This is a genomic window from Vibrio sp. RM-69-4 (assembly GCF_024743775.1).
In the GTDB taxonomy this organism is placed as follows: Bacteria; Pseudomonadota; Gammaproteobacteria; order Enterobacterales; family Vibrionaceae; genus Vibrio; species Vibrio anguillarum.
On the sequence record NZ_JAMQXI010000076.1, the window covers coordinates 1 to 21,577 of the forward strand.

Sequence of the window (21,577 nt, forward strand, 5' to 3'; positions counted from 1 at the left end):
TATAAGAGCCCGTTTGTAAGAGCGGGCTTTTTAGTCACTTGTGACACAAGATACAGTGTGCTGATATGGCTCAGTCGGTAGAGCGCATCCTTGGTAAGGATGAGGTCCCCAGTTCGATTCTGGGTATCAGCACCAGTTTTATAGCTCTGTAAGCTAAAAGAATTTGCTTGGCGACCATAGCGTTGTGGACCCACCTGAACCCATGCCGAACTCAGAAGTGAAACACAACAGCGCCGATGGTAGTGTGGGGTCTCCCCATGTGAGATTAGGACATCGCCAGGTTTGAATTACGAAACCTCAGCAGAAATGCTGAGGTTTTTTTCTATCTATTCGTATCATTCAATGTCCAATCATAGTGATAGCTGATACTCTTTTTCTCGCTTTTTAGTGCCTTGTTGTACTGCACTAAGTGCTCAAATAATTGCTGTTTCGTTCCAAAATCTTCAGCAAACCAGTCATAAATAGAAGACAGAACCCATTTATCATTGGTGATCTTTACTCCTTTTTCGCTATTGATAAACTCAGTGGCTGATTTCTCCAGTAATAATTCAGTATTTTCTGCTGTGAAAGCCTGCTTTTGTAAGTTTGGGCAGCCAAGGCTTGCGCAGTTGACCGCATAATGGGTTCGAGGATCTTTCCAAATGGGTCTTAAAATTCGATGTTCAATATCATTGAGAGTCAGCTCTTTTTGATTGATGGTAATGATCTTTTGTTCCCAAGGGCCAAATGAGAAAAATCCTCCCAGTTTAGTGATGGATGGTATTGGATAATGATCGACGATTAAGTTAACTGTTAAGGCATTATATAAGTTGACCCAGTAAGCATATTGTTCCAGCTTTGCATACTCTCTTGGATCAAGGGCTGATAATTGTGAAATATAGAGCTCTAATTGTTCTTTATCTTTTGAGTTGACCCTTTGATAATCGAAGAGGTTGTTGTGATTTTCTTGGATTAGATAAGTATCAAGTGTTGTCTGCCAAATTTGATGTGAAATGGCTTGTGTATTTTCTTCATTACTAGAGTTCCAATAATCCCATAGTTGTGATTTAGGAGTAGAAAATACATTCGTTGACCCGAGTGTCAAACATAGCGTTAATAGATATTTCATCATTTACCTCTCATCTCATAGGTTATATGACCTAGGTAGGGATTGATAAATTTCAGATAAAATAAAAGGTTGATGCATCTACACCAACCTCTGGAAATTAAATCGATACTCGCTATTTCAAAAAGCTAGGCATTTTTGTTTCATAATCAGCGATTTTATCTTCGTGCTGTAGCGTCAAACCGATATTGTCTAATCCATTAAGTAAGCAATGGCGACGAAATTCATCAATTTCAAATGAGTATGTTTTTCCATTGGCTTTAACTTCCATTCGTTCAAGATCTACAGTTAGTTGAGCACCTTCATTTCCTTCAACAAATTGGAATATTTCATCAACTTCTTGCTCTGTAAGGCGGACTGGAACCATTTGGTTATTGATTGAGTTACCATAAAAAATATCCGCAAAACTGGGTGCAATCATGGCTTTGATGCCGTAATCCGCTAAAGCCCAAGGGGCATGTTCTCGTGAAGAACCACAGCCAAAGTTTTCACGAGCAAGTAGAATGCTCGCTCCTTCATAGCGAGGTTTATTCATGACAAAATTTGGATTCGGTTGCTGACCTGCATCATCTAGAAAACGCCAATCATGAAAAAGGTGTTTGCCAAAACCAGTGCGATTTACTTTCTGTAAAAATTGCTTAGGGATGATGGCATCTGTATCGACGTTCGCTGCATCAAGAGGAACGACCAAACCTGTGTGCTGTTTAAAACCTGACATTGGTGATCCCCTGTTTAGTTGAGTGTTGAAGAATGAATATTACGGATATCGACAAAGTGTCCAGCGATGGCGGCGGCGGCGGCCATTGCAGGACTGACTAAATGTGTGCGGCCATCTCGACCTTGGCGGCCTTCAAAATTGCGGTTGGATGTTGATGCACAGCGTTCACCTGCACCGAGCCTGTCATTGTTCATAGCCAAGCACATTGAACAGCCCGGCAAGCGCCATTCAAAACCCGCTTCAATAAATATTTTATCCAAGCCTTCCGCTTCCGCTTGCGCTTTAACTTGCTCTGAACCTGGAACAATCAATGCATGAACGTGTGGTGCGACTTTTTTACCTTTCGCGACTTGAGCTGCTGCTCGCATATCTTCAATACGTGAGTTTGTGCAAGAACCGACAAAGACTTTATCCACTTTATAGTCTGACAAGGATTTACCTGCTTCCAGTCCCATATACGCCAGTGCTTTTTCTGCTGATGCTTTTTCGACAGGATCACTAAAGCTATCAGGAGATGGAATGGTTTCGTCGACAGCAATTACTTGCCCTGGGTTTGTGCCCCACGTTACTTGTGGTTTGATGTCCGCGGCATTTAGGGTAACGACTGCATCGAATTTGGCATTATCATCGGTTTTTAGCGTTGCCCAGTACTCAATGGCGGCTTCTAAATCGCTTCCTTGAGGAGAAAATTTGCGACCTTTAATGTAGTCAAACGTAGTCTGATCAGGGGCGATAAGACCGGCTTTTGCCCCAAGCTCAATCGCCATATTGCACACCGTCATACGACCTTCCATTGAAAGATCGGTAATCGCTTCACCAAAAAATTCAACGACATAGCCTGTACCACCGGCCGCCGTTGTTTTACCTATAATGGCTAGCACGATATCTTTAGCGGTGATGCCTGGAGCGACTTTGCCTGTCACCTCAATTTTCATCGTTTTCGCGCGAGCTTGTTTCAATGTTTGGGTTGCAAGTACGTGCTCAACTTCTGATGTACCGATGCCAAACGCTAACGAGCCAAATGCGCCATGTGTTGCTGTGTGTGAGTCACCGCAGACAATGGTCATACCGGGAAGAGTAATACCTAATTCTGGCCCCATGACATGAACGATGCCTTGGTATTTATGATTTAAGTCGTAGAGTGTTACGCCAAACTCAGCACAGTTCTTGGACAATGTTTCCATTTGGATTCGAGCCATCTCACCCGAGGCATTAATGTCTTTTGTGGTGGTTGAAACGTTATGGTCCATGGTAGCGAATGTTTTACTCGTCTGACGAACTTTACGTCCCTTTTCGCGTAAACCATCAAATGCTTGCGGTGATGTCACTTCATGAACGAGATGACGATCGATATAAAGGATGGGGGTTTCCCCTTCAGCTGATACCGCAATGTGGGCATCATAAATTTTTTCGTATAAGGTTTTTGCTTGCGACATTGCTTCTTCCTTGAGCTCTTTGAGCTTTATAAAGGACTAGGCGAGCCTAGTCCTACTAATTATGAGTTTAAAATATAGCTGGCAATTTTATCGCCCATTTCAGAGGTTGAAAGTGCCGATTTACCACTGGCAAGATCTGCGGTGAGTTCGCCTGCGGTAAGCGCCTTTGATACGGCATTTTCGATAGCTTGAGCGGCACTTTCTTCGCCCAAGCTATAACGTAGCATTAAAGCGGCGGAAAGAATTTGTGCAACTGGGTTAGCAATGTTCTTTCCTGCGATATCAGGTGCAGAGCCACCTGCTGGCTCATAGAGACCGAAATTGCTTTCATTAAGGCTAGCGGAAGGTAGCATGCCCATTGAGCCTGTGATCATGGCGCATTCATCGGAAATGATGTCACCAAAAATATTAGAGCACAGCATGACATCAAATTGAGAGGGATCTTTAATGAGCTGCATAGTGGCATTATCGATATAAATGTGTGAAAGCTCGACGTCCGGATAATCTTTTGCGATCTCTTCCACGACCTCACGCCATAAGATAGAGCTTTGTAATACATTCGCTTTATCGACTGAGCATACTTTTTTACGACGTAATCGTGCGGACTCAAACGCTATTTTTGCAATGCGTTCGATTTCGTAGCGGTGGTAAACTTCGGTATCAAATGCTTTTTCATTTGCCCCTTCGCCTTCTCGTCCTTTGGGTTGGCCAAAATAAATACCACCAGTCAATTCCCGAACAACCACAATATCGAAGCCACGATCGGAGATATCGGATCGTAAAGGAGAAAAGCTTTCTAAGCCTGAGTGAATTTGAGCAGGACGCAAGTTGCAAAACAGTTGAAAATGTTTGCGAAGCGGTAGGAGTGCACCGCGTTCTGGTTGGTCGTTGGGTGGTAAATGCTCCCATTTAGGGCCGCCTACGGAACCAAACAATATGGCGTCTGCTTCTTCACATCCTTTAATTGTGCTTTCAGGTAGCGGGCAACCGTGGTTATCAATCGCAATCCCGCCGACATCATGTTCTTTTCTAGCAAACCGGATAGCATGTTTTTTTTCAATCGCATCCAATACCTTATGTGCTTGTTGCATTACTTCTGGGCCGATACCATCACCTGCAAGAACGGCAATTTTGTATGTTTTGTCTGTCATGTTAGTCCTTTACTATTTTTATATTTGCTTGCCCCAGTGAGCTCTAAAGACTGAAAGCTCTAATCTAGGTACGTTAAACGGTTGCCACTTTCTTTTGTTTAATTTCTGCAATTTGATCGGCACGATGAATGCTATTGATTACGTGCAACAAGGCTTGTCCTGATGCTTCGACAATATCCGTAGAGACGCCTGTACCGTGATATTTTCGTCCTTTGTAGTTGGCAATAATATCGGCTTGCCCGAGTCCATCTTCACCTTCGCCCTTGGCGGTAAGGTCAAACTTATCCAATACGATCTCATAGCCAGTTAGACGGTAAATACATTGGTAAAGCGCATCGACAGGGCCATTACCAACGGCAGCTTCACATTTTTCTTCATCACCACAAAGCAATTTAATACTGGTGGTCGCCATAACACTGCCTGATTGAACACTCAAATAGTTCAATTTGTAGAAATCGTCTTCATCACGCAGATTTGAAAAGTGCATCAAAGCTTCTAAGTCATAGTCAAACACTTGGCCTTTACGATCTGCCAATTTTAAGAAATCTTCATACAAGGCATTGAGGTTGTATTCGTTTTCATTGTAACCCATGCTATCCATATGGCTTTTTACTGCAGCGCGGCCACTGCGGCTCGTTAAGTTCAGCGCTTGGTTTTTTAGGCCAATTGACTCTGGAGTCATGATTTCGTAAGTGTTTTTGTTCTTCAACATGCCATCTTGATGAATGCCTGACGAGTGGCTAAATGCGTTGGCACCGACAATCGCTTTGTTACTTTGAATCGGCATATTGCACAGTTGGCTAACCAACTTACTGGTGCGGTGGATCTCATCATGCTTTAAGCCAGTATGTACGCCGAGGAATTCTTGACGAGTTTTGATGATCATTGCGATCTCTTCCAGTGAACAGTTACCAGCGCGCTCACCAATACCGTTGATGGTGCCTTCTATTTGCCTTGCGCCAGCCTGTACAGCGGCAATCGAGTTTGCGACTGACATTCCCAAGTCATCGTGGCAATGAACGGAAATAATGGCTTTATCTATGTTAGGGACTCGCTCAAACAGCATCTGAATAATGCCACCAAATTCGCTAGGAACAGTATAACCGACCGTGTCTGGAATATTGATGGTCTTAGCTCCGGCATTAATTGCGGCTTCGACCATTCTACAGAGATTATCAATGGGCGTTCGGCCCGCATCTTCACAGGAAAATTCGACGTCATCGGTGTAGTTACGGGCGTGTTTCACCGCACTGACTGCCATCTCGAGCACATCATCATAACTGCGGCGCAATTTATCTTGCACATGAATGGTTGAGGTTGAAATAAACGTATGGATACGAAAAGCATCAGCGACTTTCAGAGCTTCGGCTGCTGCATCAATATCTTTTGCTACCGCGCGAGAAAGCGCGCAGACGCGGCTGTTTTTAATGTGTTTGGCAATCGTTTTGACCGATTCAAAATCACCAGGGGAGGAAACTGGAAAACCTGCTTCAATAACATCAACACCAAGGCGCTCTAATGCGTAAGCAATCTGCAGTTTTTCTTTAACGGTTAAGCTTGCTGACAAAGCTTGTTCGCCATCACGTAATGTGGTGTCGAATATAATGACTTGATTATTCATGTTTGCTCCCTTGCACCGATGGTTAATCGTTTACTTCCTAAATATAGTTATAAAAAAACCCGCATCTCAGTGCGGGCTCTTGTCATCTTGTGTGGTGTTTTTCTTCCACAACCTACCCGCGCGAATGGTTCACGATAAGGAGCAGGCCCAGCAGGATAGAAAAACGGATAGTCATTCGTAACATTCCACAAGATTAAGTTAACAAATTAGTACCGTACTCGACTTAACTCGTCAACCATTAAGTTGTTTTTTTATTCATATCGGATCAGTTTTAGTCAAAAGCGGTAAAAATGAGCAGAATTGGTAGAGAGGATCACTTTTTGTAGCACGGAATGTTTTCACGCAAGAACGTTTGTCATCGGTTAAATTCATTCATTCTCCAACAAACAGTCACGTATTTGTCATTTTAAACTTCTACGTTTAGAGCGTAAGAGGTTTATGGAATGACAGGAGTCGCTCATGCGTGCCATCGGACAAATTGTTAAGTTTGACGTAGCGTTTTCGCTATTTTGTTTACAGCATCGTTTTAATCAGCCTGTAGCGCAGATCAGCAAAGCTATTTCCCATACTGGGGATGGGCATTTGTACGCGTTGATTGGTGCTTTAGCTTGGTATTTAGACCCGCTTAATGGCCACCTATTCTTAATGGCTGGACTGGCCGCTTTCGCGATTGAACTCCCTATTTATTGGGGATTAAAAAATAGCTTTCAGCGTCGTCGCCCTGAAGAGTTTTCTCCTTCATTCATTGCCTTTATTACCCCTTCGGATCGCTACAGTTTGCCTTCTGGTCATACGGCTGCAGGGTTTGTTATGGCGACATTAATTGGCCATTTCTATCCTCATAGCGATGCTTTTGTCTTGGTTTGGGCTGGCTTAATTGGCGTATCTCGCATCCTACTTGGGGTTCACTTCTTGACGGATATCGTGATTGGCGCGCTGCTTGGTGTAAGTAGCGCAAGATTTGCTTTGTGGTTGGTGGAGAGAGGCTTTTGAAAATTCTGTATGGTGTCCAAGGCACCGGAAATGGCCATATTGCTCGTTCACGAGTGATGAGTGAAGCGTTGAAAGAAGCCAAAATTGATGTGCAATTTCTCTTTTCTGGACGTGAAAAAGAGAAATACTTTTCGATGGAAAGTTTCGGTGATTACCAAACTCGGCGCGGTTTTACTTTTGAAACTGAACAGGGACACGTAAATTACGTTAAAACGGCGCTGAATAATAATTTACTGACTTTCGTGAGTGAGACAAAAAACCTCGATTTGTCTCCGTATGATCTGGTCATTAATGACTTTGAACCAGTATCGGCATGGGCGGCTAAACAGCAAGGTATTCCGTGTATTGGGATAAGTCATCAAAATGCATTTCGTTATAATGTGCCTTTGAAAGGGGCAAGTTGGCTGGATAAACAGATTATTCAACAGTTTGCGCCTGCCAATTACCACGTCGGTTTACATTGGTATCATTTTGATCAACCGATCCTTCCTCCGATTATCTATCGTTCAGAGCAGCATACGTCTAGCGAGCATTTCATTTTGGTCTATCTTCCATTTGAGCATGTTGATGATATTCTTGAGTTGCTTTTTCGTTTTTCAAATCAAGCATTTATTTGTTATCACCCTTCTTTAATGGAAGCGCAATCCGTTGAAAATGTTGAGTTGCGTCCCTTATGTCATACCTATTTTCAATATCACTTGCATCGCTGCGATGGCGTGATTGCTAATGGTGGCTTTGAATTACCATCAGAAGCACTTTCATTGGGTAAAAAGCTGCTACTTAAGCCACTATCAGGTCAATTTGAGCAGCAAAGTAACGTTGCCACTCTTGAGAATCTCGGGCTTGCTGCATCTATGGAGTTTTTGGACCCGTCGGAGTTACGCCGTTGGTTGGATGAAAAACAGGTCGAGCGCGTTGTCTATCCTAATGTAGCGAAAGCCTTGGTTGAATGGGTACAAAATGGCAAATGGGATAATCATAAAGAGCTGAGCCAGTCTTTATGGCGACAGGTTGATTTCCCTAGTTATGTGTCATTTAGCTAATATTGACGAAATGCTTTGAATTTTGACGTAATTGATTTACTTGGTGAATATATCAAGGTGAAGGCTTGTTATTCATCACTTGATTCAATGTTTTGAATAAAATGCATAAATTTTTCTGTTTTATGGTTTTTTATAAAAATACATCGTACTGATAAATAAGGACAATCTTTTTGTTTGGATAAAAAAAACTGATATTTTATCAATCTTGTTGCCAATCGATAAATGCTTAGCAGATAGTAGCCTCCACCCAGTTGTGTCTGGGTAAATATAATAAATGGCAGGTTATCTATTCTAAAAAATTACTTTTACGGTATTGACGATAACAACAAGAGGCGTCCCAAAAATGTTAGATAAAAAAGATGCAATGAGCGCTATTGCTAGTTACCGCATGGAAAGCACATTACGTGGTGTAGATTTAAACCTGCTGACGGTTTTTGATGCAGTAATGCAAGAGCAAAATATTACCCGTGCCGCTCATAATTTGGGTATGTCTCAGCCAGCAGTCAGCAATGCTGTAGCGCGTTTGAAGGTAATGTTTAATGATGAACTGTTTATGCGACAAGGGCGAGGTATTCAACCTACTCAACGCGCACGTCAACTGTTCGGTCCGATGCGTCAAGCACTGCAATTAATCCGTAATGAACTGCCAAGTTCGGTGTTTTCTCCTGAAACATCAACCCGCTTATTTAAATTAGCGATTTGCAGTCCTTGTGATATTCGTTTCGCGCCGAAAATTATGTCATCAGTTCATGAACAAGCGCCTTTGGTCCAACTTCATCTTGATGCGGAATTTAACCGTTTGTTAGCTGAGCGTATGCGTTACCAAGAGATCGATTTTGTGATTGATTACGCGCGTTTTGATGAGCAAGGTTTCTCCAGTACGGAAATTTTCCAAGATGAATTAGTGGTGGTGGCATCTAAGTCTCATCCACGCATCAATGGCTCTGTTAACGCTGATAGCCTAACCGCTGAAAAGCATGCGAAGTTATCTCGCATCCATGGGCAACGTAGCTTTTCTGAGCAAGCATACCGCGAATTAGACTGTGTTCCTTATTATGAAGGGACCAGTTTGAGCAACGTGCTTTATGTGGTCGGACAATCTGAGTTGGTGACGATTGCACCTCGTTGGATGGTTGAGAATGCGGCTAACCGAGATCAGTTACAAATCCTCGATTTCCCATTTGCAAATGGCCAAATCAGTGGTTATCTCAGTTGGCATGAGTCTAGTGAAAAAGACAAAGGCCATATTTGGCTGCGTGATCAGTTAATGATGATTTGCGGCGAAGTTGTTGCATTAAACTAACGTTTACCCGTTAATTTTTACTGTGCTCTAAACTTAGTGACACACCTCTTTTAGCCTTGAATTGGTTATATCCATTCAGGGCTTTTTTGTCTGTAGAATTAATTGATAACTTTGACATCCGTCAGTTGCCTTTTTTGCTTCTAAATGTACACTTGTGCGCTCAAAAAGCTTACATGTGTAAGCTACAGGTAAAAAAGATGCCCAATTTAAATTTCCATATCGTAAAAAGAATTCGTGAACAGATTATCAAAGGTGGCGAGTGCATTGCTCTAAAACACAAAAAAATAGAGAAAGAGTGGCATGGGATCAGCTGGAAGCAATTTGGTCAACGTATCGATGCGATGTCACTTGCACTTTTAACGCAAGGTATAAAAATCCAAGATAAAGTCGGGATTTTTTCGAATAACATGCCGCAGTGGACAATAGCTGACTTGGCTACTTTGCAGTTAAGAGCCGTTACGGTACCTATTTATCCAACTAATACGCCAGCGCAGGCCAGTTATATTATTCAAGATGCTGATGTCAAAGTGCTCTTTGTCGGTGAACAGGCACAATACGATGCGGCACTGGATTTTTTTGATGAGTGCGAACAGCTTGAATTAATTGTCGCCATGAGTGATGGCATTGATCTAAAAAGTTTTCAACATGGCATCCATTGGCAGACTTTTATTGAACAAAATACAGATGGCCAGCAAGCGGAATTAGGGTCTCGCCTTGAACAGGCGAATATGGATGATCTGCTGACGCTCATCTATACCTCTGGCACCACAGGTCAACCTAAAGGTGTGATGCTTGATTACCGTAATATTGGCGCTCAGCTTGAAGGGCATGATGAGCGGTTAAACATCTCTAAGGATGATGTGTCACTCTGTTTTTTACCATTGTCACACGTGTTTGAACGGGCGTGGACTTTTTACATTCTTTACAGCGGTGCGACTAACTGTTATTTGCAGGATACGATGCAAGTACGTGATGCATTGAGTGAGCTAAAGCCAACGGTAATGTGTGCCGTTCCTCGCTTCTACGAGAAAATTTTCTCCGCTATTCACGAAAAAGTCTCGAAAGCGCCGTTGCATCGAAAAGTGCTATTTACTTGGGCGGTCAATATGGGGGCTAAGATGGCTCTTTGCCATCAAGAAAAGCGCCAGCCATCCTTCATGCTGAAAAAGAGTTACGCATTAGCGGATAAAATCGTGTTGTCTAAATTGCGTGCATTGCTTGGTGGGCGGATTAATTTCATGCCTTGCGGCGGCGCGAAATTAGATGAAACCATCGGCCGATTTTTCCATGCCATTGGCATTAACGTGAAGTTGGGCTACGGCATGACGGAAACCACAGCAACGGTTTCTTGTTGGGATGATCGGTGTTTTAATCCTGATTCAATAGGCATGTCGATGCCAGGAGCTCAGGTCAAAATCGGTGACAACAATGAAATTCTTGTTCGCGGACCAATGGTTATGCGCGGCTACTATAAAATGGCTGAAGAAACGGCGTTAGCATTCGATGAACAAGGTTTTCTCAAAACAGGAGATGCTGGGCACATTGATGAGCAAGGTAATGTCTTCATCACTGATCGTATCAAAGAGCTGATGAAAACCTCCGGTGGTAAATACATTGCGCCACAAGTTATTGAGGGAGCGATTGGTAAAGATCATTTTATTGAACAGATTGCGGTGATTGCTGACACACGTAAATTTGTATCGGCTTTAATTGTACCTTGTTATGACAGCTTGGAGGTTTACGCCAAAGAGCTCAACATCAAATATCATGACAGATTAGATCTTATCAAGAACAACCAAGTGGTTGAGATGTTGGAAAAACGAGTCAATGATTTGCAAAAAGAGCTAGCCAAATTTGAGCAGGTGAAAAAGTTTAAATTATTACCTAAGGCTTTTTCAATGGACAAAGGTGAGCTGACGCCGACTCAGAAACTGCGTAGAAAAGTCATTAGTGATCGTTACCAAGATGAAATCGAGGAAATGTACAAAGAAAAGACTAAAGGTGAGTAAGATTATCTTAAGATAGTTTTTTCATTGTTTAAAAATCCTCCACTTGCTTTTCAGATAAAGCGTGGGGGATTTTTTATATTACGACGGAAGTTAAACCTCGCTTCCTCATAACGCTACATTGCTGCATGGTAATATTTTTTGCTTTATTTTTGCTAATTACTCATGGATTGAGCTGTTTTTAATACCAGTTTTACGATAGTTACCTAATAAAATTCCATTTAACCAAACATTTGCCAAAGTGTGCGCTATTTGGCGTTCGACCCGATGATAAGAAAGAGTTACAGTTGTTGCGTTACCTTGTTTTTTGTTATGACAAAAGCAAGACATAGCCGAAAGTGGAAAGTTTTCGAATTAGGCTACAAATAAGCCCTAAACTATGTAAAACCAGGCCCATTGACTGACCATGTGTTGGGTACTGGTAAGGAGAAAAAATGGCAACGCAATCCAATCAACAGATGTTATCTGGCGCAGAGATGGTGGTTCAATCTCTGATCGAAGAAGGTGTAGAGCAAATATTTGGATACCCAGGTGGTTCCGTTCTTGATATTTACGATGCGCTGCACGCAAAAACCGACCAAATTAAACATGTCCTTGTTCGCCACGAGCAAGCGGCCACGCACATGGCAGATGGCTATGCTCGAGCAACCGGAAAAACGGGTGTGGTACTTGTTTGTTCTGGCCCAGGGGCGACGAATACCGTCACAGGGATTGCTACCGCTTACATGGACTCAATTCCAATGATTGTTATTTCAGGCAACGTGCCAAATAACCTCATTGGTAACGATGCGTTTCAAGAATGTGACATCGTTGGGGTTTCTCGTCCGATCGTCAAACACAGTTTTCTTGTAAAAAAAGCTGAAGATATTCCTGAAACCATTAAGAAAGCCTTTTATATTGCCTCAACAGGGCGCCCGGGGCCGGTCGTGATCGATCTGCCTAAAGATGTGATGAATCCTCAGATCAAACTCCCTTACACGTATCCTGAGTCGATCAAACTGCGCTCATACAACCCAACTACTTCTGGTCATAAAGGGCAAATTAAAAAGGCGCTAAAAGCGTTGTTAGAAGCCAAAAAACCCGTATTGTACATTGGTGGTGGCGCTGTTATTTCAGGCGCAGATCAGCACATTTTACAACTGGCTGAAACGCTCAATTTACCCGTAGTCAGCACGTTAATGGGGCTTGGTGCTTTCCCTGGGACGCATAAAAATGCGTTAGGCATGCTTGGAATGCATGGCATGTATGAAGCCAATATGGCGATGCACAATGCGGATTTGATTTTCGGTATTGGCGTGCGTTTTGATGACCGTACAACCAATAATCTAGAAAAGTATTGCCCGAACGCTAAGATCATGCACATTGACATTGATCCTTCGTCGATCTCTAAAAATGTGCCAGTCGATCTGCCGATAGTGGGATCAGCCGAACAAGTACTGGAAACTATGCTGCAATTGCTCTCTGAGCAAGGTGGCTGTAATGATTCGCAGGCGCTTGAACTATGGTGGCAAGATATCCAAAGCTGGCGCGACCGCCAATGCCTAGCTTATGAGAAATCCAGCGAACGCATTAAGCCGCAGCAAGTGATTGAAACTTTACATAAACTGACAAATGGAGACGCATATGTGGCCTCCGATGTTGGTCAGCACCAAATGTTCGCCGCACTTTATTATCCATTCAATAAGCCTCGTCGTTGGATCAACTCTGGCGGTTTGGGCACCATGGGGTTTGGTTTACCCGCTGGAATGGGGGTTAAATTTGCCATGCCAGAAGAAGAGGTAGTGATTGTCACTGGGGATGGCAGTATTCAAATGAATATCCAAGAGCTTTCCACCGCGTTGCAATATGATATTCCAGTGAAAATTATTAACTTAAACAACCGTTTTCTTGGCATGGTAAAACAGTGGCAAGATATTATTTACCAAGGACGTCACTCTAATTCTTATATGAGTTCTGTTCCCGATTTTGCAGCAATTGCAGAAGCTTATGGCCACGTTGGCATCCGTATCTCACAGCCTGATGAACTTGAAGCCGGGCTTAAAAAAGCACTCGATATGAAAGATCGATTGGTTTTTGTTGATATTAATGTGGATGAAACGGAGCACGTCTACCCAATGCAAATTAAAGGCGAAGGGATGGACAAAATGTGGTTAAGCAAAACGGAGAGAACATAATATGAGACACATTATTTCAATATTAATGGAAAACCAATCGGGTGCTTTGTCTCGCGTTGTTGGTCTATTTTCTCAACGTGGTTATAACATTGAATCACTAACGGTTTCGCCAACCGATGATGCAACATTGTCACGCTTAAACATCACCACTAAGACCGATGAAATGCAACTTGAACAAATTCAAAAGCAACTGCATAAGTTGATTGATGTGCTTAAAGTGCAAGAAGTGTCAGAGTGCGAACACATTGAACGTGAGCTGATGATGGTGAAAGTCAAAGCTAGCGGTTTTGCGCGCGCCGAAGTGAAACGTACAGCTGATATTTTCCGTGGGCAGATCGTGGATGTCACTGCGGCGCAATATACTGTGCAGCTTGCCGGAACCAGCGAAAAACTCGATGCCTTTATTCAAGCGTTGTCGGAAGTCACGGAAGTAATCGAAGTCGCGCGAAGTGGCGTGGTAGGTATTGCTCGCGGGGAGCGAGCGCTTAAAGCTTAATTTACCGAGCTCCCTATCGAAATAAGGAAGGCCACATTTTGTGTGGCCTTTTTGTCATTTAGTGCTTTTACTGGAGAAGTGCTTAGTGAAGAATACGCGCACGAATGGTGCCGCTGATGCTTTTCAGCTTAGTCAGAGCTTCCGCAGAGCGAGCGGTTTCTACGTCAATCACTACATAACCGATATCCGCTGACGTTTGTAAATATTGAGCGGCGATATTGATCCCTTCTTCGGCGAAGATGGTGTTGATTTGTGTCAGAATACCCGGACGGTTTTCGTGAATATGCAGTAAACGCGAACTATCACGGTGAATTGGCAGTGATACTTCAGGGAAGTTCACGCTTGATAAGGTTGAGCCGTTATCTGAATATTTTGCCAACTTACCGGCTACTTCAATACCGATATTTTCTTGTGCTTCTTGAGTTGAGCCACCAATGTGCGGTGTCAGAATGACATTATCAAAATGCATCAGTGGGGATTCAAAAGGTTCAGAGTTTGTGGCGGGTTCTTCTGGAAATACATCTATTGCCGCGCCAGCTAGATGGTTTGATGCCAATGCATCGCAGAGTGCGGGAATGTCGACTACCGTTCCGCGTGCTGCGTTGATAAAGATAGAGCCAGGCTTCATGCGTGCAAACTCTTCTTTACCCATCATATTTTTAGTATCTGGAGTTTCAGGCACATGCAGAGAAATGACATCACATTTATTCAGTAGCTCACTCATGGTATGTATTTGCGTTGCATTACCGAGTGAGAGTTTGTTTTCTATGTCATAGAAATAGACTTGCATACCGAGGTTTTCGGCAATGATACCGAGCTGGGTACCAATGTGGCCATAGCCAATAATACCTAAGCGTTTACCGCGTGCCTCATAAGAGTTATCAGCACTTTTTTTCCAAATACCACGATGTGCCAATGCATTTTTTTCAGGAATCCCACGCAGTAGTAGCAGTGTTTGGCCTAAAACGAGTTCAGCAACACTGCGAGTATTCGAAAATGGTGCATTAAAGACAGGAATCCCGCGTTTTGCGGCTGCATTCAGGTCAACTTGGTTGGTGCCAATGCAGAAGCAGCCGATAGCAACCAACTTCTCTGCCGCGTTGATTACCGCTTCAGTCAAATTAGTGCGCGAACGAATTCCGATGAAGTGAGCATCTTTCACCGCTTCGAGCAGTTGTTCATCACCCAGAGAACCTTTGTGATACTCAATATTGCTGTAACCGGCAGATTGCAGTACTTCAACCGTTGAAGGGTGTAGCCCTTCGAGGAGTAAGATTTTGATTTTGTCTTTTTCGAGTGAAACTTTGGCCATTATTCTCGTCCTTAAAAATGGGAAGGTGGGCAAACACGGCGCACATAAAGCAAAAGGGCTAATGTAAAGAGGAAGATTAACCATTTTGTTGGAAGACAAACGTTTTCCTTGTGCGTCTTCTGACCAATAAAGTAACAAACTTTTTTTGTTTTGGGTAAGAAAATTACGAAATAAGGCATGATTTTCTAGGGCATAGCGAAGAAAAACGGCACCCATGGGTGCCGTTTGTAATGAAATAACGGAAAGTAGCCTTATTTTGTGACTTACTCTTCGATTTTGGCACCATTTTCCGTGCCAGTGATGACGACATCAGCACCTCGGTGAGCGAATAAACCGACGGTTACTACGCCGACAATCCCATTAATTTTATCTTCTAATGCTTTAGCATCAGTAATTTTTAATCCGTGCACATCCAAGATAACGTTACCGTTATCCGTTATTACGCCATGGCGATAGGCTGGATCACCACCAAGTTTAACCAGTTGACGTGCCACATAAGAGCGCGCCATTGGGATCACTTCAACTGGAAGTGGGAATTGACCTAGAATATCGACCGCTTTTGTACCATCAACGATACAAATGAATTTATCCGCAATAGCGGCAACGATTTTTTCTCGAGTGAGCGCAGCGCCGCCGCCTTTGATCATATCGCGCGCAGGGTTGATTTCATCTGCGCCATCAACATAAATATCGAGTTGATCAACATCATTGCAGTCGAACACTTCAATACCTAGGCCTTTTAGCTTCTCTGTTGAGGCGATAGAACTTGAAACCGCACCCTTAATATCATCTTTAATCGAACCCAGTGCATCAATGAAGTGATTCACCGTTGAACCCGTACCCACACCAACGATGCTGCCTTTTTCTACATATTTGAGTGCGGCCCAGCCGGCGGCTTTTTTCATTTCATCTTGAGTCATGCCAATCTCCTGATATCGATTTATAGTGACGGTAATGTTGCGGGGCGATTATAGCCTCAATAATTTATGATTCCCATTGCCAGATTTGGCTTGGAGTCACTATTTGAGGTAAAGGTATATCCCATGCTTCGCTCGGCAGATGAGTCACTTGTTGGCAATCATGAGCTAAACCTATGGGTAGGGCACCTTTACCCGTTTTAAACCAAGTTTCTAACGTACGATCATAATAGCCGCCACCCATCCCGAGCCTTTGCCCTGTTTGATCAAAGGCCACCAATGGTGTGCAGATGATATCTAGCTCATTTGCTGGTTTGATCAATGTTTGGTTGAGCTTGGGTTCGGCAATGCCGTATTTATTTCGCGTCATTATGGTTTGAGCATCATAGCGCAAGAACAATAAATTCCCACTCGAGAAGGGGTGTAAAACGGGAAGATAGGTCTGTTTGCCTTGTTGCCATAACCACGCTATGAGCGGTTGTGTTTCAAGCTCACCATCGGTCGCTAAGTAGAGGGCAATGTGCTGACTCGTTAAAACTTCAGGCAGTGTTGAAAAACGAGAGACAAGTTCAATTGAAGCGTGTTTTTGCTGCGTAGGTGATAGCTGTTTACGCCGCTGGCGGATGACTTGACGAAGTGTGTGTCGAGTGTTTTGCATAAGGATACCCCAGAGTGCCGTTGCGGATTTTGGCCCTTGAACCAGCTGGTTCAAGGCGGATCAGCAATGGTAACCGCAGGCTTCTCGGTACGAGCCGAGCTTGCTCAATAGCTACCAAGTACTAACCCTTTGGTGTTGCTTATCGGCTCAGGGACTTAAATCCGGCTGACAAACACTCTAGGGTAAATTTGGTTACGCTGGTAAAGACTACTGCTGTCCTAGCTTCACTTTACTGATGGCATCTTCAAGAGATGCAGCGAGCTGTTCCATGCGCTCGGTTAATTGATTTTGTTGGCCTAGGCTCTCATTGTTTTTGGTTTGCAATTCATAACAAATGTTGAGCGCAGCAATCGTGAGTAGCTTTACCTCATTGGTAACTTTAGTACGCTCTGCCATCTCTTTCAATCGGTTATCAAGATCTTGCGCCGCTTGGATTAAAGACTGCTCTTGTCCCGCAGGGCAATTCACACGAGTCAATTTTCCTAAAATTTCTACGTCTACCGCTTGATTACTCATGATGGATGAACTCTTATCGCGCTGTCTAAGATGGTGCCACTCACATGCCCATCGAGGTGGAAACTATAGGTAAAGCGGCCCTAAGATTCAAGCTTTTCAAAGCGAGCAGTAAAAAATGAGGGACTAAAAACACAGTTATTAGGCAAATTGAGTAAAAGCTACCCACAATTAACGCTTTGAGCATTTTCGCATTGGAAGCTAAGTGGTAGGATCGCGCTTATTTGATTTTATTACGAGCTTCCCATGAGCGAAAAAAAACTACCGGATTATCTTTCTCTTGCCACTGCCCTTCAATCTGCAGCACTTGCGGTTAACCCTGCTGAGTTGCATGGGTTGCTAACGGGCATGCTGGCGGGTGGTCTGGGCTTAAATGATAAGAGCTGGCAGCCACTTATTTTTGATTACACTAACGAAGGTATGGGTTGGCCAGATCGTCCATTGACATTGGCTGAACAAGTACTCACCTTTACAATCGAAGAGCTAACTGGCAGCGAGATGGAGTTGTCACTGCTGTTGCCAGATGAAGAGGCGAGTGCCAGTGTATTTGATTTGGCTGATGGCGTAGCCGACTGGGTAAATCACTTCATTTCTGGGCTTGGCTTGATTGGGGTTGTTTTGAAAAAAGCGTCCGCAGAAACTAAGGAAGCCTTGGCTGACCTAGAAGAAATTGCCAAGCTCGGTATCGATGAAGAGGATGACTTGGATGAGCAAGCTCAACTTTTGGAACACGTCATCGAGCATATAAAAGCTTGTGTGTTAACAATTCATGCTGAATTTGGTATCAAACCTCTACAAGAAACTCAGCCGACCGTGCATTAAAGAGAGATGACTGTGAAGCAATTTGATGTGATTATCGCTGGTGGGGCGATGGCCGGTGCAACACTGGCGTTGGCCTTAGATACGCTTTCTCAAGGAAAGCTTGCGATTGCTGTGGTCGAAGCGCACCCGCTGGATGGTAAGCTCGCCCATCCCGGCTTTGATTCGCGTTCAATTGCTTTATCCCACGGTAGCGTACAAATTTTGCAAAATCTCTCCTTGTGGCAGTCGCTGCAAGAGGTCGCCATCCCAATTACACATATTCATGTGTCGGATCGGTCTCATATTGGGATGACCGATATCACTTGTCAGCAACTCGATTTAGAAGCATTAGGTTACGTGGTTGAATTAGCCGATGTTGGGCAGATTTACGCGCAAAAAATGCAGCAGAGCCCGCATATTGAGTTATTTTGCCCAAGCGCGGTTCAGCAAGTGGAACGCAGTATGGATAAGGTCACTGTCACCCTTAACGATCAACGAACGATCCAAGCTAAGTTATTGGTCGCAGCCGATGGGGCGATATCGACCTGCTGCGAGCAAATCGGCCTCATCCAACAAGAGCATGATTTTGAACAGGTCGCGGTTATTGCTAACGTTGTGAGCTCAAAAGCTCATCAAGGACGGGCGTTTGAACGATTTACCGCCGATGGTCCTGTAGCGTTATTACCAATGAGTGATAATCGACTCTCTTTAGTTTGGTGTTTACCTCCCGCGAAAGCCCAGCAAGTTTTTTCACTCAGTGATGAGGGTTTTTTAGCACAGCTTCAAGATGCGTTTGGTTGGCGTTTAGGGCGAGTGAATAAAGTGGGCACTCGTGCCTGCTATCCATTACAACTGCGTTATCGAGAGCAGAACATTTCACATCGTTTTGCCATTGTGGGCAATGCCGCTCAGACATTACATCCGATTGCGGGACAAGGTTTTAACTTAGGTATTCGAGATGTGGCAAGCTTGGCGGATGAGCTTATCAAGCAGCAAGCCGATGTTGGCTGCTATCACGGCTTACAGGCTTTTTCCCAACGCCGAGAAGCGGATCGTGATGCCACCATTAAGCTGACATCATCCCTGGTGCATCTCTTTTCCAATGATTGGCTAACCACTCGCATTGGTCGCAATGTAGGCCTCATGATGATGGATAATTTACCGTGGCTGAACATGCCGCTACTGCGCCGAACGCTTGGCGTAGTGAATAGATAAAAGGGTCTGTATATGATGCAAAGTGTCGATATTGTCATTGTGGGTGGCGGAATGGTTGGCCTTGCACTGGCCGCCGCATTAAAGCATAGCGAACTGCGCATCGCCGTGATTGAGGGCCGAGTACCCAGCCTTGAACTTGCAGAGCTGCCGGATGTGCGAGTCTCCGCCTTAAGCCGTTCCAGTGAAATCATGTTGCGAAACCTTGGTGCATGGCAAGGTATTATTTCTCGTCGCGCTGCGCCTTATTCGGCGATGGAAGTGTGGGAACGCGATAGTTTTGCGCGGATCGAATTTAGTGCCAATCAAATGACTCAGCCGGATCTGGGACACATTGTTGAGAACCGCGTCATTCAATTAGCCTTACTCGAACAAGTACAAAAGCAAGCGAATGTGACACTCTTTATGCCCGCTCAATGCCAATCGCTGGCTGTCGGAGAAAGTGAAGCGTGGCTAACGCTCGATAACGGTCAATCACTCACCGCAAAATTGATAGTAGGAGCCGATGGCGCAAACTCTTGGGTTCGTCAGCAGCAAGACATTCCATTAACCCATTGGGATTATGGACACAGTGCGCTGGTGGCAAATGTCCGCACGGTGGAACCACATCAATCGACGGCAAGGCAAGTGTTTACACCACAAGGTCCGCTGGCCTTTTTACCTATGTCTGATCCTCATATGAGCTCAATCGTTTGGTCTACAGAGCACAACCGAGCGCAGCGCTTGCTCAGCCTGTCTGAGCTCGAATTCAATAAGATACTGACCGCTGAGTTTGATCATCGTTTAGGTTTGTGTGAGGTGGTCGGTGAACGTGCTGCTTTCCCACTTAAAATGCGTTATGCCCGAGATTTTGCTTTACAACGAATCGCACTCGTTGGTGATGCGGCGCACACCATCCATCCGCTAGCCGGGCAAGGTGTTAATTTAGGTTTACTTGATGCTGCAAGCTTAGCTCAAGAACTACTCGCGTTGTGGCATCAAGGTGAAGATATTGGCTTGCTCAAAAATTTGCGAGGTTATGAACGTTGGCGAAAAACAGAAGCCGCCAAAATGATTGCCGCGATGCAAGGTTTCAAAGATCTTTTTGAAGGTGATAACCCGGCGAAGAAACTGATCCGTGGCATTGGCATGCAGTTGGCTGGACAACTTCCTGGAGCCAAAGATGAGATTATGAAAAGAGCACTGGGTTTAAAAGGTGATTTACCTGATCTTGCCAAGAGTAAAATGGTGCTGCTTGAGCCCTAACAGTGATTAACCTAATGATGGCAAAAGGGCTGGCTTATGGCCAACCCTTTTAAAATTCTTTAATGAAACTCGTATTATGCGTAGGCGCAGCGTAGTCTCATGATTTCCTGATTCACTTCCTTCACCGTCTGAAAGTGGCGCTTGTCTGCGCGCTCTGGCAAGATCAGTTTGCCATTATCGAATTCAAATTTTCCAACCCCGTAAATATAGATTCTTCCTTTAAAAAGCCGACTTACGTGTTTAGCTATCATACCTGGCGTATAGCGCTTAAACAGTCTCATACTTCGATCCTTCTGTTATTCTAACACTGCAAATTATAAATAAATTGCGCCTCTAATAGTGTGATTGCCATAGAGGAATATGCAGTTATTGATGACTCTTTTGGATATTTGTGCTGCCGTAGGCAGAATGTTGGATAAATACCCATGTTTGCGTGATTATCTCCTCAAAATAGTGCTAACAAAAAATGCTCAGTGCACCATTCACTTGGTGCATATTAAGCACGACAAATATTACACTTTAAAGAATAGCTGCTGTTTATGGAAAGTGTTAAATTTTGGTTAAGAATAGCCTAAAAAAAAGCCCGCTTAAATAATAGGCGGGCGAATAGTCACAGATGCATTACACAAAAAGTGGATGTCCTGAAACAATCAGTGGATTCACTTTTTTGCTGGTCAGGACAACTTTTCGTTTGCCCTGACCAGCATTGTTAAGAGTACGTCAAAATAAACCTTGTGACTATTTATGTTTCAAGAATGACTAAAAATTCACCCCTGATGTTGTGTGATTTAGAGAGCGATCACGCGTCAATGTAATGGATTACATTGTTGCATTCTTTTTCCTGAAATTTATTCGAGATAGGCGAGTGTTACA

General features: G+C 43.8%; 19 protein-coding genes, 1 tRNA gene, 1 rRNA gene and 1 other RNA gene. 11 read left to right on the forward strand and 11 right to left on the reverse strand.

Annotated features, from left to right (window positions below; all coding sequences use genetic code 11):
- Positions 1 to 59 precede the first annotated feature (59 nt).
- Together NB504_RS12185 and rrf are read left to right on the forward strand one after the other, a co-directional pair.
- A tRNA-Thr gene (locus NB504_RS12185) sits at positions 60 to 135 on the forward strand.
- A gap of 31 nt (positions 136 to 166) precedes the next feature.
- A 5S ribosomal RNA gene (gene rrf / locus NB504_RS12190) occupies positions 167 to 282 on the forward strand.
- Positions 283 to 322: 40 nt separating this feature from the next.
- Here rrf and NB504_RS12195 read toward each other — a convergent pair.
- The 5 genes from NB504_RS12195 to leuA all read right to left on the reverse strand — a co-directional run bounded on the left by NB504_RS12195 (position 323) and on the right by leuA (position 6,031).
- Complete coding sequence (locus NB504_RS12195; protein WP_258429392.1) at positions 323 to 1,108, reverse strand: DUF547 domain-containing protein; 786 nt, start codon at positions 1,106 to 1,108, stop codon at positions 323 to 325.
- A 112-nt stretch (positions 1,109 to 1,220) separates the two neighbouring features.
- On the reverse strand, positions 1,221 to 1,823 hold the full coding sequence (leuD, locus tag NB504_RS12200) for a 3-isopropylmalate dehydratase small subunit (RefSeq protein WP_258428985.1): 603 nt from the start codon (positions 1,821 to 1,823) through the stop codon (positions 1,221 to 1,223).
- 14 nt (positions 1,824 to 1,837) lie between these two features.
- A complete protein-coding gene (gene leuC, locus NB504_RS12205; protein WP_258428986.1) occupies positions 1,838 to 3,259 on the reverse strand; it encodes a 3-isopropylmalate dehydratase large subunit in 1,422 nt (473 codons plus the stop codon).
- 59 nt (positions 3,260 to 3,318) lie between these two features.
- Complete coding sequence (gene leuB, locus NB504_RS12210) at positions 3,319 to 4,410, reverse strand: 3-isopropylmalate dehydrogenase (protein ID WP_258428987.1); 1,092 nt, start codon at positions 4,408 to 4,410, stop codon at positions 3,319 to 3,321.
- Between the two features lie 73 nt (positions 4,411 to 4,483).
- Positions 4,484 to 6,031: a 2-isopropylmalate synthase gene (gene leuA, locus NB504_RS12215; protein ID WP_013856011.1), complete on the reverse strand. Its 1,548-nt coding sequence runs from the start codon at positions 6,029 to 6,031 to the stop codon at positions 4,484 to 4,486.
- A gap of 459 nt (positions 6,032 to 6,490) precedes the next feature.
- Here leuA and NB504_RS12220 point away from each other — a divergent pair, with 459 nt between their 5' ends.
- The 6 genes from NB504_RS12220 to ilvN all read left to right on the forward strand — a co-directional run bounded on the left by NB504_RS12220 (position 6,491) and on the right by ilvN (position 14,046).
- Positions 6,491 to 7,024: a phosphatase PAP2 family protein gene (locus NB504_RS12220; RefSeq protein WP_017048684.1), complete on the forward strand. Its 534-nt coding sequence runs from the start codon at positions 6,491 to 6,493 to the stop codon at positions 7,022 to 7,024.
- Positions 7,021 to 8,067: an MJ1255/VC2487 family glycosyltransferase gene (locus tag NB504_RS12225; RefSeq protein ID WP_176428367.1), complete on the forward strand. Its 1,047-nt coding sequence runs from the start codon at positions 7,021 to 7,023 to the stop codon at positions 8,065 to 8,067. Before NB504_RS12220 ends, NB504_RS12225 begins: the two co-directional genes overlap by 4 nt.
- Before the next feature lie 343 nt (positions 8,068 to 8,410).
- Entirely contained in the window at positions 8,411 to 9,370 is a 960-nt protein-coding gene (leuO, locus tag NB504_RS12230; protein WP_258428988.1) for a transcriptional regulator LeuO, read from the forward strand.
- A 197-nt stretch (positions 9,371 to 9,567) separates the two neighbouring features.
- Complete coding sequence (locus tag NB504_RS12235) at positions 9,568 to 11,379, forward strand: long-chain fatty acid--CoA ligase (RefSeq protein ID WP_258428989.1); 1,812 nt, start codon at positions 9,568 to 9,570, stop codon at positions 11,377 to 11,379.
- Between the two features lie 431 nt (positions 11,380 to 11,810).
- The gene (locus NB504_RS12240; RefSeq protein WP_013856017.1) at positions 11,811 to 13,550 is read left to right on the forward strand and encodes an acetolactate synthase 3 large subunit; all 1,740 of its coding nucleotides are present in this window, start codon (positions 11,811 to 11,813) and stop codon (positions 13,548 to 13,550) included.
- Position 13,551: 1 nt separating this feature from the next.
- Positions 13,552 to 14,046 (forward strand): acetolactate synthase small subunit, encoded by a 495-nt coding sequence (gene ilvN / locus NB504_RS12245; protein WP_010319822.1) that lies wholly within the window; start codon positions 13,552 to 13,554, stop codon positions 14,044 to 14,046.
- An 82-nt stretch (positions 14,047 to 14,128) separates the two neighbouring features.
- Here ilvN and serA read toward each other — a convergent pair whose 3' ends face one another.
- The 5 genes from serA to NB504_RS12270 form a co-directional block, all read right to left on the reverse strand.
- The gene (gene serA / locus NB504_RS12250; RefSeq protein ID WP_026028313.1) at positions 14,129 to 15,358 is read right to left on the reverse strand and encodes a phosphoglycerate dehydrogenase; all 1,230 of its coding nucleotides are present in this window, start codon (positions 15,356 to 15,358) and stop codon (positions 14,129 to 14,131) included.
- Positions 15,359 to 15,621: 263 nt separating this feature from the next.
- Positions 15,622 to 16,278 (reverse strand): ribose-5-phosphate isomerase RpiA, encoded by a 657-nt coding sequence (gene rpiA / locus NB504_RS12255; RefSeq protein WP_017046477.1) that lies wholly within the window; start codon positions 16,276 to 16,278, stop codon positions 15,622 to 15,624.
- Between the two features lie 64 nt (positions 16,279 to 16,342).
- A complete protein-coding gene (locus NB504_RS12260; protein WP_258428990.1) occupies positions 16,343 to 16,933 on the reverse strand; it encodes a 5-formyltetrahydrofolate cyclo-ligase in 591 nt (196 codons plus the stop codon).
- A 2-nt stretch (positions 16,934 to 16,935) separates the two neighbouring features.
- A non-coding RNA gene (gene ssrS / locus NB504_RS12265) (6S RNA) lies at positions 16,936 to 17,120 on the reverse strand.
- Positions 17,121 to 17,140: 20 nt separating this feature from the next.
- Entirely contained in the window at positions 17,141 to 17,449 is a 309-nt protein-coding gene (locus NB504_RS12270) for a cell division protein ZapA (protein ID WP_010319818.1), read from the reverse strand.
- Positions 17,450 to 17,692: 243 nt separating this feature from the next.
- Here NB504_RS12270 and NB504_RS12275 point away from each other — a divergent pair, with 243 nt between their 5' ends.
- From NB504_RS12275 to NB504_RS12285, 3 genes are read left to right on the forward strand one after another with little or no spacing between them, the layout of a single operon-like run.
- Positions 17,693 to 18,268, forward strand: coding sequence for a YecA family protein (locus NB504_RS12275; protein WP_115339290.1), 576 nt, complete (start codon positions 17,693 to 17,695; stop codon positions 18,266 to 18,268).
- Positions 18,269 to 18,280: 12 nt separating this feature from the next.
- Positions 18,281 to 19,462, forward strand: coding sequence for a 2-octaprenyl-6-methoxyphenyl hydroxylase (gene ubiH / locus NB504_RS12280; RefSeq protein WP_258428991.1), 1,182 nt, complete (start codon positions 18,281 to 18,283; stop codon positions 19,460 to 19,462).
- A 12-nt stretch (positions 19,463 to 19,474) separates the two neighbouring features.
- Positions 19,475 to 20,704, forward strand: a complete 1,230-nt coding sequence (locus tag NB504_RS12285) for an FAD-dependent 2-octaprenylphenol hydroxylase (RefSeq protein ID WP_258428992.1) — start codon at positions 19,475 to 19,477, stop codon at positions 20,702 to 20,704.
- A 74-nt stretch (positions 20,705 to 20,778) separates the two neighbouring features.
- Here NB504_RS12285 and NB504_RS12290 read toward each other — a convergent pair whose 3' ends face one another.
- Positions 20,779 to 20,985 carry a DUF1107 domain-containing protein gene (locus tag NB504_RS12290; protein ID WP_010319814.1) on the reverse strand — a complete coding sequence of 69 codons (207 nt, stop codon included), beginning with the start codon at positions 20,983 to 20,985 and terminating at the stop codon, positions 20,779 to 20,781.
- Positions 20,986 to 21,577 lie beyond the last annotated feature (592 nt).